Origin of the sequence: Lampropedia aestuarii (assembly GCF_004803635.1) — a bacterium.
Classification (GTDB): domain Bacteria; phylum Pseudomonadota; class Gammaproteobacteria; order Burkholderiales; family Burkholderiaceae_C; genus Lampropedia; species Lampropedia aestuarii.
In genome coordinates this window covers 104213-118277 of record NZ_SSWX01000003.1, presented here as the reverse complement: position 1 = coordinate 118277, position 14065 = coordinate 104213, and the positions used below count along the sequence as shown (strand labels likewise).

General features: G+C 57.8%; 13 protein-coding genes. 2 read left to right on the top strand and 11 right to left on the bottom strand.

The window, feature by feature from the left end; translation table 11 throughout:
- Positions 1-9: 9 nt before the first annotated feature.
- The 3 genes from dxs to xseB all read right to left on the bottom strand — a co-directional run bounded on the left by dxs (position 10) and on the right by xseB (position 3438).
- Entirely contained in the window at positions 10-1932 is a 1923-nt protein-coding gene (gene dxs / locus E8K88_RS03265) for a 1-deoxy-D-xylulose-5-phosphate synthase (protein ID WP_136405219.1), read from the bottom strand.
- Between the two features lie 109 nt (positions 1933-2041).
- Complete coding sequence (locus E8K88_RS03260; RefSeq protein ID WP_136405218.1) at positions 2042-3082, bottom strand: polyprenyl synthetase family protein; 1041 nt, start codon at positions 3080-3082, stop codon at positions 2042-2044.
- 128 nt (positions 3083-3210) lie between these two features.
- Positions 3211-3438 carry an exodeoxyribonuclease VII small subunit gene (gene xseB, locus E8K88_RS03255; protein ID WP_136405217.1) on the bottom strand — a complete coding sequence of 76 codons (228 nt, stop codon included), beginning with the start codon at positions 3436-3438 and terminating at the stop codon, positions 3211-3213.
- A 368-nt stretch (positions 3439-3806) separates the two neighbouring features.
- On the opposite strand from xseB, the gene E8K88_RS03250 reads away from it, so the two are divergent.
- A complete protein-coding gene (locus tag E8K88_RS03250; protein ID WP_136405216.1) occupies positions 3807-4937 on the top strand; it encodes an aromatic ring-hydroxylating oxygenase subunit alpha in 1131 nt (376 codons plus the stop codon).
- Positions 4938-4997: 60 nt separating this feature from the next.
- On the opposite strand, the gene E8K88_RS03245 is transcribed toward E8K88_RS03250, so the two are convergent.
- On the bottom strand, positions 4998-5966 hold the full coding sequence (locus E8K88_RS03245; RefSeq protein ID WP_240754290.1) for a DNA ligase: 969 nt from the start codon (positions 5964-5966) through the stop codon (positions 4998-5000).
- 188 nt (positions 5967-6154) lie between these two features.
- Here E8K88_RS03245 and E8K88_RS03240 point away from each other — a divergent pair, with 188 nt between their 5' ends.
- A complete protein-coding gene (locus E8K88_RS03240; protein WP_136405215.1) occupies positions 6155-7882 on the top strand; it encodes an alkaline phosphatase D family protein in 1728 nt (575 codons plus the stop codon).
- A 75-nt stretch (positions 7883-7957) separates the two neighbouring features.
- Here E8K88_RS03240 and hisC read toward each other — a convergent pair whose 3' ends face one another.
- From hisC to rpsP, 7 genes are all read right to left on the bottom strand, one after another.
- Positions 7958-9046: a histidinol-phosphate transaminase gene (gene hisC, locus E8K88_RS03235; RefSeq protein WP_136405214.1), complete on the bottom strand. Its 1089-nt coding sequence runs from the start codon at positions 9044-9046 to the stop codon at positions 7958-7960.
- A 117-nt stretch (positions 9047-9163) separates the two neighbouring features.
- Positions 9164-10180: a CobD/CbiB family protein gene (locus E8K88_RS03230; RefSeq protein WP_136405213.1), complete on the bottom strand. Its 1017-nt coding sequence runs from the start codon at positions 10178-10180 to the stop codon at positions 9164-9166.
- Positions 10177-10947 (bottom strand): CoA pyrophosphatase, encoded by a 771-nt coding sequence (locus E8K88_RS03225; RefSeq protein WP_240754289.1) that lies wholly within the window; start codon positions 10945-10947, stop codon positions 10177-10179. Before E8K88_RS03225 ends, E8K88_RS03230 begins: the two co-directional genes overlap by 4 nt.
- Before the next feature lie 303 nt (positions 10948-11250).
- A complete protein-coding gene (gene rplS, locus E8K88_RS03220; protein ID WP_136405212.1) occupies positions 11251-11631 on the bottom strand; it encodes a 50S ribosomal protein L19 in 381 nt (126 codons plus the stop codon).
- A gap of 192 nt (positions 11632-11823) precedes the next feature.
- Entirely contained in the window at positions 11824-12618 is a 795-nt protein-coding gene (gene trmD / locus E8K88_RS03215) for a tRNA (guanosine(37)-N1)-methyltransferase TrmD (protein ID WP_136405211.1), read from the bottom strand.
- Between the two features lie 58 nt (positions 12619-12676).
- On the bottom strand, positions 12677-13357 hold the full coding sequence (gene rimM, locus E8K88_RS03210; protein WP_136405210.1) for a ribosome maturation factor RimM: 681 nt from the start codon (positions 13355-13357) through the stop codon (positions 12677-12679).
- Between the two features lie 168 nt (positions 13358-13525).
- Entirely contained in the window at positions 13526-13783 is a 258-nt protein-coding gene (gene rpsP / locus E8K88_RS03205) for a 30S ribosomal protein S16 (RefSeq protein ID WP_136405209.1), read from the bottom strand.
- Between the last annotated feature and the right edge of the window lie 282 nt (positions 13784-14065).

Sequence of the window (14065 nt, the reverse complement as noted above, 5' to 3'; positions counted from 1 at the left end):
ACTGCTTGGTTAAGCTTGCTGCGCCCAGAAGCGGCGCACGCTGGCCTCAATGCCAGCCGCATCCAAGCCTTGTAGCGCCAGCAAATGGGCTGGGTCGCCATGGGCAATGAACACATCGTCCAAGCCCAGTTGCAGCACCGGGCGGGGCAGGCCTTCTTGCTGCAGGGCTTCGAGCACGGCACTGCCAGCACCGCCTTGAATCGCCCCCTCTTCCACGGTCACCAGCACATCGTGCTGCAGTGCGATCTCGCGCAGCAAGGCGACATCCAACGGTTTAACCCAGCGCATATTGGCCACCGTCGCATTCAAGGCCTCACCTGCGGTGAGCGCTGGATACAGCAAGGTACCAAAGGCCAGAATGGCCGTGCGCGGCGGCTGCGTGCCGGTCTGCTCAGCCTGCGCCACATCGTGTCGCTGGCGGCGGATTTCACCCTTGCCATAAGGCAAGGCATCCAGGCTGGCCAAGGGCTCAACCCCTGCACCTGCGCCACGCGGGTAACGCACGCACACTGGGTGATTTTGCGCATACGCGCTGGAGAGCAATTGGCGGCATTCGCGCTCATCGGCCGGGCAAGCCATCGCCATATTGGGAATACAGCGCACAAAAGGAATATCGTAGGCCCCAGCGTGGGTCGCACCGTCAGCACCAACCAGACCCGCACGGTCGAGCGCAAACACCACCGGCAAATTTTGCAAAGCCACGTCATGGATCAACTGGTCGTACGCACGCTGCAAAAAGGTCGAATAAATCGCCACCACCGGCTTTAAGCCCTCAGTCGCCATGCCACCTGCAAAGGTCACCGCATGCTGCTCAGCAATGCCTACATCGTAGTAACGCGTTGGAAAGCGCTGGTGAAACTCGACCATGCCCGAGCCTTCGCGCATCGCCGGGGTAATGCCAATCAATTTCTGGTCTTGTTCGGCCATATCACACAACCAACGTCCAAATACCTGCGTGAAGGTTTGTTTGGGCGGCGTGCTGGGCTTGACAATGCCCACCGCTGGATCGAACTTGGACGGTCCGTGGTAGGCAATCGGGTCTGCCTCCGCACGCTTATAGCCATGCCCTTTTTTGGTCACGACGTGCAAGAACTGCGGGCCTTCGAGATGGCGTAAATTCTCCAAGGTTGGGATCAGCGAATCCAGGTCATGGCCGTCAATCGGTCCGACGTAATTAAAGCCAAATTTCTCAAACAAAGTGGCTGGAACGACCATGCCCTTGGCTTGCTGCTCAAAACGTTTGGCCAACTCGAACAAAGGCGGCACCGGTTTGAGCACGGTCTTGCCGACATTTTTTGCCGCGGCATAAAACTGCCCACTCATCAGCTGTGCCAGATAGCGGTTGAGCGCGCCCACGGGCGGGCTGATGCTCATGTCGTTGTCATTGAGAATGACCAGCAAGCGCCCCTTGTCGGCCACACCCGCATTGTTCAGCGCTTCAAAGGCCATGCCGGCGGTCATGGCGCCGTCGCCAATAATGGCCACCGCCCAACGGTTCTCGCCTTTGATCGCCGCGGCCTGGGCCATGCCAAATGCCGCAGAAATACTGGTGCTGGAATGGGCGGTGCCAAAAGTGTCGTACTCGCTCTCGCTGCGCAGCGGAAAGCCAGAGATACCGCCAAACTGGCGCAGGCTGTGCATTTGGTCACGGCGGCCAGTCAAAATCTTGTGGGGATAGGTTTGGTGGCCCACATCCCAAACCAGGCGATCTTGCGGGGTATTGAACACATAGTGCAAAGCAACGGTGAGCTCAACCGTGCCCAGATTGGAGCTCAGATGCCCGCCCGTTTTCGACACGCTGTCCAGCACGTAGGCACGCAGTTGATCGGCCAAGGTTTTGAGCCGCTCGCGCGGCAGTTTGCGCAAGTCGCTTGGGCTATCGATTGTTTTGAGCAGACCGTACTGATCGTTTGTGGAGGCAGTGCTTGTCATGATGGATGCTTTTGTCTTTATATCGGGAACGTGGCGGGATTGAATGGCTGAAACCTCAGCGACTCCTTGCGCCACCCTGGCCTGCCATTGGGGTTCAGGCCAAAGAGACTCAGTACGAGCGGTTGATGACCAGGTTCGCCAGGCCATGCAGCGCCATGCAGCGCTCGTGCGGCAAGCCACTATTGGCCAGCGCCGCGCAGGCTTGTTGCTGCAGTTGCCGAGCGAATTGACGCGCCGCCTCAACGCCCATCGTGGAGACATAGGTCGGCTTATTATCGGCCTCGTCTTTGCCTGCGGTTTTACCCAAGGTCGCAGAGTCGGCTGTCGCATCCAAAATGTCATCTACTACCTGGAATGCCAGCCCCAGCGCCTGGCCGTACTCGGCCAGAGCGGCAATCGTCTGCGGCGCAACGCCAGGCAAACAGTATGCGCCCATCAGCACACTGCCCTTGAGCAAAGCCCCTGTTTTCAATTCATGCATGCGCTGCAATTGTTGTTGCGTCATGCTTTTGCCCACATGGTCAAGGTCAATCGCCTGGCCACCAGCCATGCCGGCAGGGCCTGAGGCCTGCGCGAGCAAACGGCATAAACGTGCCTGCACAATAGGCGGCACGACCGGCGCAGCGGTATCAACGGGCACTCCGGCGTGATCGCTGTCTGGCAGCGCACTGCCCTGCTCCTGGGTCAGCAACTCAAACGCCAGCGCCTGCATCGCATCGCCTGCCAACAAGGCACGTGCTTCGCCAAACTGCACATGCACGGTAGGCTTGCCGCGGCGCAGCACATCGTTGTCCATGCACGGCATGTCATCGTGTACCAGCGAATACGCATGGATCAGCTCGACCGCGCTGGCCGCGCGAATCGCCGCTTCCTGGGCCGATGCACCTAGCGGCCCAGCCTCAGACACCACAGCTTGCTGGGCAGCCAACACCAGCAAACCCCGCAAGCGCTTGCCGCCACCCAACACGGCGTATTGCATTGCCTGCACGAGGCCTTGCAAATCGGCAGGAGCCTGCGGCACGACAAAACGCTCCAAAGCCGCCTCAATGCGTTGTAGATGCTCTCCAAGCCAAGTTGAAAACTCGGCTTCATCAGGTTGAACAAAGGCGGCATCTAAAGGCGCGTTCGGGGTGGCAACAGAGAGAGTCAAAGCAGTCTTTCTAATTCAATGGGTATTCAGGCCAAACGCTCAAGCGCTTTGGCCTTGCCTTGTCTTTAAGGCACGACACAGCCAATCCTGGGAAGGCTTTGGCGTAGTACGCCTGGCTGGCGCTGCGCTTATTCAGGCACAGGCTGGCTCATGTGTTGATCCAGCACCTGGATTTGCTCTTGCACCGATTGCAAACGGTTGCGACAAAAAGCCAGCAGCTCTGCACCCCGTTGGTAGCCGGCCAGCAACTGGTCCAGCGGAAGTGCGCCACTTTCGATGTGTGCAAGCAATTGCTCCAATTCTTGCAAAGCCGCCTCGTAATCAGCGGGCTCATTTTTTTTCGGTTTGGTGGCCATATCAAAACAAGATGCACGTAACTGGATGCACGTGTATGGCAGGCCAAACACGCCCAAACGATTTATGTGATTCAAATAAAACACGGCATTTTACGGGAAGCGGCGCCTTCAGTGCAGCCAACAAGCCCACTGCATGGCAGTCCATTGACCGCCAGCACAGCAACCGACCTGGACCAATATGTCAATTCTCACAATCGGGACTCAACAATCCCAACTGCTGGCTGGGCAATTCAAACCCAAGCTGTTAAAATGGCCCCTCCTTATTTTGGTAGCCGGCAGGTTCTTCAACCCAAGCCGGCTTATTTTTTCATAGCGCACTCGATAACAACAGCGCGCGCCCCTGTGGGGGGTCTTTAGGTCAGGATGAAATGTCTGATTTAAGTCTTCAACTGCAGCAGGCCAAAAGCCAACTACCAGTTTCTAGCTATTTTGACGAAGCGCTGTTGCAGCGCGAGCTCGCGACCATCTTCCAGCATGGGCCCCGCTATGTGGGGCACCAATTGGCCGTGCCTGAGGTGGGTGATTACGCTGCCTTGGCTCAGGAACATCAAGGCCGCGCCTTGGTGCGCCAGCGCGATGGCTCCATCAAGCTGATCTCGAACGTCTGCCGCCACCGCCAAGCGATTATGCTGAACGGCCGCGGCAACCTGCAGCGCAGCCAAAAAGGCAGCGCTGCAGGCAACATCGTCTGCCCACTGCACCGCTGGACATACAGCGAAGCAGGTGATCTGCTGGGCGCGCCGCATTTCTCGCACGACCCTTGCCTGAACCTCAACCAGTACCCCTTGCAAGAGTGGAATGGCCTGCTGTTTGAAGATAACGGCCGCAATATTGCCGCCGACCTGGCGCAATTAGGCCCCAAACATGCATTGAATTTTGATGGCTTTGCGCTTGACCATGTCGAGATGCATGTGTGCAACTACAACTGGAAGACCTTTATTGAGGTGTATCTAGAGGACTACCACGTAGGCCCATTTCATCCAGGCTTGGGCAACTTTGTCACCTGTGACGATCTGGAGTGGGAGTTTGGCCAGGACTACTCGGTGCAAACCGTCGGCGTGGCCAATGCCTTGCAGCAATCGGGCAGTGACGCTTACCGACGCTGGCACGAAGTGCTGCTCAAATACAACGATGGCCAAGTGCCGTCGCATGGCGCGATCTGGTTGACCTACTACCCGCACATCATGATCGAGTGGTACCCGCATGTGCTGACGGTCTCAACCTTGCACCCGATGGGCGTGAACAAAACCATGAATGTGGTCGAGTTTTACTACCCAGAGGAGATTGTCGCGTTTGAACGCGAGTTCGTCGAAGCCCAGCGCGCCGCCTATATGGAAACCGCGATTGAAGACGACGAGATTGGCGAGCGCATGGATGCAGGCCGCCGTGCCTTATTCGAGCGAGGCGACAACGAGGCAGGCCCCTACCAAAGCCCGATGGAAGACGGCATGCAGCACTTCCATGAGTGGTACAGGCGCGCGATGGACTTTGGTGCATGAGCCAAGGCAGTTGCTAACCAGCAGACTGATTCAGAACTTACTTTGTTGAGGCCTGCGGCATCATGGGCTGCATGGCAGCGACAAGGCAGTGGAGCCATCAGTTGCTGGCTGCTGTGGCAACTCTGACCGCACGCGCCAAAACCGTGCAAAGCGTGGCAGACCGCTGGCATGCCAGCCGTTGTGGCGGTAACTGACCACGCTGCCCAGCGCTGGCGGCTGGGCCCGTAGGGCATTGGACATACCACTGCCCAAACGAAACTGCTGTCCGCAAGGCATTTGCACAACCAAAGCCCCTGTCATGCCTTGGTACTTGCCGCGACCAGGCACATAGCCGACAACCACAGCCTCGGCGTCATCCACCGTTTTAAGCTTGATTAAATCATCGCTGCGGCCACTGCGGTACGGTGCGTTGGCGCGGCGCAGCATCAGTCCTTCGGCGCCCTGCGCTGTGAGCTGTTGCAATTGCGCTTGCAGCTGGGCATGGCTGGCTAACTGCCACTGCGGCACCTGCTGCAACCATGCTTGGTCCGCATCCGCAACCAGCTGCTTCAGCAAGGCTTGGCGCTGGGGCCATAAACCAGCACTACTTGGCAGATCAAACACCATATAGCGCAACTGCCGCCATTGCGCGTCTTGCGTCGTGCCGCTGGCCACTGCTGACTGCACGGCATCAAACAAACCCCGCCCAGCCCATAACTCGCCATCCATCGCCACGGCTGGCCAGTTGGCGGTAAACCAAGCAGGCGCTGCGATCGGGATGCCTTGGCGGCTGGTCAAACGCTGGCCATCCCAGAGTGCGCGAACGCCATCGTATTTCTCACTGATCCAATACTCAGACAGATTCAAGCCTGGGTGGTAATTGTTGGCCAATACAGGAGCGGGCATGGCCTGCAGCTGCTCACGAACCTGGGTGCTGGCTTGCACTGGCTGCAGCACTGCCAAATGGCCGCCGCAGACCAAGAACAAAGACAGTGTCACACGCCGTACAGGCCAAGACCAACGGCGCGCGCGTGGCAAATACATAGGCATAGCGCAATCCCTCACAGTGCATCACGGACCCACAACAAGACCACCAACCAAACTGGCGGCGTTGTGCTGATCCATCAGCTTGCCCAATTTTCTTGACCAATCAGAGCCAATGTCAAATGTCTGACATCTGGTGCCTCTAAATTGGTGCGCTTCAGTGCATAGAAAACACCGCCACAAAGGAAGCCACCATGTCTTTGCCCCCATCCAATCGCCGCAGTTTTATCATTCGACTCAGCTCGATTTCAGCCGTGCTGTCTACCGGCGGCGTGCTGTCCGCCTGCGGTGGCGGCTCGGACGACGGCAGTCCAGTCCAGCGCAGTGTCAGCTTCAATTACGGCGTTGCCAGTGGCGACCCTCTGGCTGATCGCGTGGTGTTGTGGACCCATGCCAAATACGGCGACTTTGATGCCAACTCCGACGACGTCACGCTGACCTGGGAGGTGGCAAGCGATGCCGCATTTAGCCACATTGTCAGCCAAGGCCAGGTCACAGCCACAGCCAGCCAAAGCCATACAGCCAAAGTGGATGCTGGCGGTTTACAGGCCGGCATGCAGTATTTTTTCCGTTTTCGCAGTGGCTCAGACATCTCGCCGGTTGGGCAGACCAAAACCTTGCCAGCCAGCGGCGTGCAGAACGTCAAGCTGGCCGTACTCAGCTGCTCCAATTACCCAGCGGGCTACTTCCACGTCTACGCCGAAGCCCGCCGCAGCGGGGCCGAGTACGCCTTGCACCTGGGCGACTATTTGTATGAATACGCTGCCGGCGGCTATGCATCGCAAGATGCGCAAGCGCTGGACCGTGTCGTCGAGCCAACACATGCCATCCTCAACCTGGACGACTACCGCCGCCGCTACGCGCAGTACCGCACCGACCCCGACTTGAAGCAATTGCATGCCAGTATGCCGATGATTGCCATTTGGGACGACCATGAAATTGCCAACGACGCCTGGACAGATGGCGCAGAAAACCACGATGACGCCACCGAAGGCCCATACGCCCAGCGCGTGGCCGCCGCGCTGCAGGCCTACCATGAGTGGATGCCAATTCGCCTGGACAGCAGCGGTGAGCAAAGCAAAATCTGGCGCAGCTTTGATTTTGGCAACCTGCTGTCGCTGCACATGTTGGAGACCCGCATCACGGGCCGCAACGAGCCGGTGTCCATCGCAGACCTGACCAACCCAGCCACAGCCGGTCAAGCACTGGCGGAGTTGCTCTCTCCTACCCGCCAAATGATTGGCCAAGAGCAGCAAGCGTGGTTAACGCAGCAGCTGCACGGCTCCAGCGCCACTTGGCAAGTGCTGGGCCAGCAGGTTTTGATGGCGCGCATGGAGTTCCCTGTCTCGATCCTGCAGCACCTGAATGCCGAGAACATGGATGCCCAAGCCCAGCAAGCGGCCATCGCCTCCATTGAGGCTTATTTAACAGCCAAAGCCACCGCGGCCCAAGCACCCCATCTTTTGACGCCAGAGCAAGCGGCTTTGCTTGATCTGCGGCTAAACCCCAAGATTGGCTACAACCTGGATGCCTGGGACGGCTATCCAGCTGCACGCGAGGCCATTTTGCAGACAGCACACCAGCTGGGCAAAAAACTGCTGGTATTGGCTGGCGACACACACAACGCCTGGCACAGTGATTTGATGCTGCTGGACGGCACGACCAAGGTTGGCGAAGAATTTGCCACCAGCAGCGTCAGCTCGCCAGGCTTTGAGGACTACCTCAGCGGCATTGAGCCGGCTTTGATTCAGCAAGCATTTTTGGGTGTCATCGACAGCTTGAAATTCCTCGACACGCAAAGCCGAGGCTTCTTGCTGATGGAGTTCACCCCAGAAGCTGCAACCGGCTCCTGGCACGCGGTCGATACCGTCAAATCACGCAGCTACCGAGCGCAGCAGCTGCACACGGCCAGCATGGTGTAAAGCCTGCTCACGCTCACCTGACAGGGCTAGGCACTGGCCTGTCAGGCATCGCCGCGGTCGCAATAATGCAAGCACTCAAGCGCTGGGCGCCAACACCTGATCGAAGGCCTCAAGCAAGGCTTGCGCCTGGGCATCGGTGCCAATCGTGATGCGCAAATGGTTTTGCAAACGGGGCGTGGCAAAATGTCTGACCAAAACATTGCGTGCGCGCAAGCCCGCCATCAGATCTGCACCTGCGTGATCTGGGTGGCGCGCAAAAATGAAATTGGCTTTGGAGGGCAGCACCTCGAATCCACGTTGGGCCAATTGCACAATCAAGTACTCCCGTGTGTTCACGACTTGGGCCAGCGTAGCTTGGTAATAAGCGAAATCTTCAAATGCCGCTTTGGCACCGGCTTGTGCCGCACGCCCCAGGGGGTAGGAGTTGAAGCTGTCTTTGACGCGCGTCAAGCCGTCAATCAAACCCTCTTGCGCAAATGCCACGCCAACGCGCAATCCTGCCAGCGCCCATGCTTTAGAGAGCGTGTGCACGACCAAGGCATTCGGGTAGCGCTGCACCAGCGACACTGCTGATTCGGCGCCAAAATCCACATAAGCCTCGTCGATCAACACCACTTGCTGGCTAAAGTGCTGCAGCAAACGCTCGATGTCTGCCAGTGGCAAGGCCATGCCGGTAGGGGCATTGGGGTTGGCAATGACCAACCCAGCACATTGCTTGGGATCAATGGCCAAGTAGTCGTCTATGCCAATCGACCAATCATCGCGCAGAGTCACTTGCTGCGTCTCAATGCCAAACAAGCTGCAATAGACCTTGTAGAAGCTATAGCTGATATCGGGCATGACCAGCGGTTTGCCAGCCTTGACAAAAAAAGCCCGAAAAGCATGCGCCAATACCTCATCGGAGCCATTACCAACAAACACCTGCGCGCTGGTAATGCCATGCTGGCCGTGGTGCAAGGCGGCGGCTTCACGCAGCGCCAGAGACAGCGGATCGGGGTAGAGTTCCAGCCCATGCTGGGCGGCCTGGGCCACGGCCTCAACCACCTTCGGCGATGGGCCGTAGGGATTCTCGTTGGTATTGAGTTTGATCAGCTGGCGCACACGCGGCTGCTCGCCAGGGACATAGGGCTCTAATTGGTCGAGACCATCACTCCAGTAATTCATGGTGTTGTGCTTGCGTTTGAGATTGCGACCTCTGCATGCGCTGGCATGCAGGCAAGCCAGTATTATCCCGCCTCTGACGAGCCGATCACTGGAATGGGCCCAAACAAGTCAATGCCATCAGATCACGGCGTCAATCAAGCCAGCGAGCAAACAAACAAACAACCACAGCACCAACACGCGCCAGATCATCGTGGCCAAGGTGTGCAACATGCCGGCAGCGGCCTCGGCCAACTCGCGTTGCTCATCTTCGGACAGTGGCGGCTCTTCAAACGGCTCACTATCGGGCTGCCAATCCACCACTTGCTGCACCATCGATTGCGGCATGCCCATCGAGGACACAGCCGAGGCCAAGACCAGCGCGTCAGCATCACCAGGCCGACTGGCCGAATAGGCGCGCCAAGCACCAATGGCCTCGTCATAACGCCCAACCAGCGCAAACATCACGGCCGAAATACGCGCTGGCAACCAATTGACCACTTGCCAGCCGCTGCGCGCGACATCCGCCAGGGCTGGGCTTGGACAATCAGGCCAGGCCAGGTTGTCACTGCCACGCTCGGCCCAAAAACGGTAGGCATAACAGGCACTGCGAAACAGCACCGCCCCCATCGGCCCAAAGCCCAGCGCGGCCAGCAACAGAAAGGACGCAAATACGCCAAACACATAACGATGCATGTGTTCTAGCGAAGTTTTGATGGTGCCGACCGCCAACTCGCGGCCGCTTTGTGCTGGCGTGGGCTCTGACTCCTGCTGGCGCCGCTCCAAGGCGTCGCTCCACAGCCCCAGCGCCTCACCAGCTTGCTCCATATCGCCGGTGTTGACTGCATTTCGCACTTCAGTGAAATGCAAGCCAAACGCCCGAAAGTCCAAGCAGGTATAGAGCACCAGCAAAGTACACAAAAACGCGAAAAAGCCCCCCAAAAAGTGGTCCAGCAGCCAATAGACCAACCAGACCAGCACGGCAGGAACTGCCACAACCAAAGCCCAAACCAGCCAGGCTTGTGCTGGTGTGTCGGCATCGAGCTGCTGGCGCAAGCGGTGCGCGCCTGCTCGCATCATGCCGTACAGGCGGTGGTGGGGCTGCAAGGGCCGAAATTGGTCCAGCAGCAAGGCAAAGAAAAGCGCGAAAAAACTCATAGGGACTGCGGCGTCTGAAGAAAGCGGTAAAGGTTGCGGATGATACTGGCGGTGACGCCCCAAATATAGTGCTCCCGACCGGCCACAGCGTAAGGCATGGACAGCCATTTGCGCTCGTCTTGCCCCGAGCGAAAGAGGTGGTGGCGATGGTTGGCAGGGTTGAGCAAGAAACTCAAAGGTACCTCAAACACCTCGTCCACTTCGCTTGGATTGGGCTGGAACACCAGCCCTGGCGGAATCAAGCCAACCACGGGCGTGATCTCAAAGCCAGTGGCTGTGACATAGGACGGAAACTGCCCCAACACCTCGACACGGCTTGCCGGAATAGCAATCTCTTCGGCCGCCTCACGCAGCGCAGCTGCCACTGGACTGGCATCGCTTGGATCGAGCTTGCCACCAGGAAAAGCCACCTGTCCCGAGTGCGACCTGAGCTTGGTTGAGCGGCGCGTCAGCACCACGGTCGGCTCAGGCCGAATAACAATCGGAATCAGCACCGCGGCCTGAACCGGCAGCAGCAACCCACCATGGCTCTCGCTGACCCATTCGGGCGTCCAGACCGGGCGCTCTTCAAAGCGCTGGCGCAGCGCGGCAATGCTTTGCTGCGCCGTAGGGATCGCAGGCAAGCCATCGTCAATGGCAATGATGGGCACATCCTCAGGACGAACACCATGCGGCAGCCGCATGCGCGGCTTTTGCCCTTCGAGCGCCTGAACAGCAGGCAGCGCCATGGTGGCTGGGGCTAAATCGTGCGTTTGCTCGTCTTGCATAGTGTGGGTTTGCCTTAGAACCAGTGATTGCCTGTTCAATGTCTTTTTGCAGCCGCGCCTCAATCCATACCAGCCGAGTGCAACAACAGCCTAGAGCCTAACAAATTCCAAGTGCCTGCGTGTCACGGATGTGTTTTCGATTGCTGGCACTGCAGCACCTGCACGCCCCCAAGCTACCGCTTCAACACGGCCAGTGTCGCTTGCGCAATAAAAAAACCGCCAGTGGCTGCGCGCAGCCATTGGCGGTTTGTTTCAAGCGCCAATCCCAAACGTAGCTCGGGACTGTGGCAGCTGAAGCGTTGATTACGCTTTGTCAGCCACTTTAACGCGTGAAGGCAATTTTTCTTTGATACGTGCAGATTTACCGCTGCGCTCACGCAGGTAGTACAGTTTGGCACGACGCACATCACCACGGCGCTTGACTTCGATCTTGGCGATCAATGGGCTGTAGCTTTGGAAAGTACGCTCAACGCCTTCACCGCTGGAGATCTTGCGCACTGTGAAGCTGCTGTTCAGGCCACGGTTACGCTTAGCGATCACCACACCTTCATAGGCCTGCACACGCTTGCGTGTACCTTCAACCACGTTCACGCTCACAATGACGGTGTCACCAGGCGCGAAGTCAGGAATATCTTTGTTCAGGCGCGCAATTTCTTCGGCCTCAAGGGTTTGAATCAGGTTCATCTCTGTCCTTCTCGATCATGCTTGGAAAATCATTTATACGCCATGATTGGCCCAAATTATTGGCCCAAATAGCCTGCTAGCAGGCTGGCGCAACGCCAACCAAGCACCACGCTTAAAAAGCGCTTAGCCAATCTACCAGTGTATTTGGTGTATTTAACCCAAGCAGAGGATCAAAACCCAGCATTATAGCGGCTATTTTGCTTTTGAGGCCAGCAGTTTTTCATCGGCCTTGCTAATCAAGCCCTGCTGCCTGGCTTTTGCCAGCAAATCCGGGCGCAAATCCTGACTCAACTGCAGGCTTTGCTGGCGCCGCCAAGCCTCAATGCGCGCATGGTCGCCACTGAGCAATACGGCTGGCACGCCCTGCTCGCGCCACACATCTGGGCGCGTGTAATGCGGGCAGTCGAGCAAGCCTGATAAGCTGGGGTTGAAGCTGTCTTGCATATGGCTTTGGGCATCATGCAAAACTTCAGGCTGCAAACGCAGCACCGCATCGAGCAAGGCCGCTGCCGCGACCTCACCGCCTGAGAGCACAAAATCCCCAAGGCTGAGCTGGCAGTCCACATAGGCATCGATAAAGCGCTGGTCCACGCCCTCGTAACGCCCGCAGAGCAAAATCATACCGCTGCTTTGCGCCAACTCAGACACCACCGCATGCACGATCGGGCGCCCCAGCGGTGAGAAATACACCACAGGTGCGCGTGCTGGCCCCACCTCACTGTGCGCTTGCGAGCCCTTGGGCCCCTGGGCTTCACCACGCTCAGCACGAATGGCTTCCACACAAGCAGCCAAAGGCTCGGCCTGCATGACCATGCCAGGGCCGCCACCAAACGGCCGGTCATCAATGCGCCGGTAGGCGCCTGCAGCAAAATCGCGTGGATTCCAAAAATGGACAGCCACACCCGCCTGTGCGGCGCGGCGGTTGACGCCGTGCTCCAGATACGGCGCAATCAGCTCCGGGAACAGCGTAATGACATCAATGCGCATACGCACCACACAGTAGAGCTGCGGACTGCAGCATTGGCATGCTCAGCATCATTGGCGCTCAGTAATCGGGCTGCCAATCGACCAGAATCAAACGGTCTGACAGCAGCACCTCATCCACATAGGCATCGACAAAAGGAATCAGACGCTCAACAGGCTTGCCGCCCTCTTCCGCAGCTTGCTGCACAACGATGACCGATTGCGGCCCGTTGGAGAGCAACTCCGAGACCTCACCCAGCTCAACACCTTCGCGGTTACGCACAGTCAAGCCGATCAAATCGAGCCAGTAAAACTCGCCCTCAGGCAACTCTGGAAAAGCCGAGCGTGGCATCGCAATGGTTGCGCCTCGCATGGCCTGCGCCCAATCACGGTCATCCACGCCTTCCAATCGCGCCACCAGGCCATCGCCTTGCGGCTTGACCTGCAGCACCTTGCATTGCAACACCTGCGAGAACAGGCTTGGGCCTGCCTGCTTGCGCGTGCCGGGCGTGATGTACCACAACTCTGCCTCTTGCAGCGCATCGGCATCAGCACTGAATGGCGCCAGCTTAATCCAGCCCTTGACACCAAAAGCCCCGGTGATGCGCGCCAAGTCCACCAAGGGCTCTTGCGGCAGTTGCGTGGCAACAAACTGCGCCAAACCCTGGCGAACGCCTTGTGCAATGCGCTCAGCAGTGCTGCCAGACTCAATGGCTGGGTTCTGCGCCTTGGCAGGCGGGGTGTTTTTGGAAGAAGTGACCATAGATGGAGAAAGCGATGGAGTGGCTCAAGCACCGCAAGCGCGGCACATCAGCACACAAAAAGACATAAAAAAACAGGTATTGTGCCAGCAATGCCAGCAACCAATACCTGTGTTTTCCGACCAGCACTTGCGCATTTGCGCCTGTGCCCGCCGTGCAAGCGTCAATGCTTAAGCAGCCACTTGTGCTTTAGCAGATTGCTTGACCAAACGCGCAACGGTGTCAGAAGTCTGAGCACCTACGCCTGTCCAGTAAGCCAGACGGTCGTGAGCGATGTGCAGACCTTGCTCAGCGCCACGTGCGTTAGGGTTGTAGTAACCAATGCGCTCGATGAAGCGGCCATCACGACGCACGCGCTTGTCAGCAACAACGATATTGAAGAAAGGACGTGCTTTAGAGCCGCCACGGGAGAGTCTGATTACGACCATTGCGAAATTTTCCTTGGAATTGCGAGGTACTGGTTTTGAAACATATTCAAATCCGCTGCTGCGCCTAGATCCAACGCAGCAGCATCTATCTTTGAATAAGGTCCTAAAACCAGATCAATGCGAAAAATCCACAGCGTTTGAGACACGCGACATGACCACCCGGCCAGCGACTACGCTGCAAAACGAAAGATTATAGCAAGGCTTAAAGCAATGTCCATCACTTGCGCGCGCATTTTGGCAAGAAAATGGCCTATTTGCAGATGCTTGCGACGCCCGCATTCA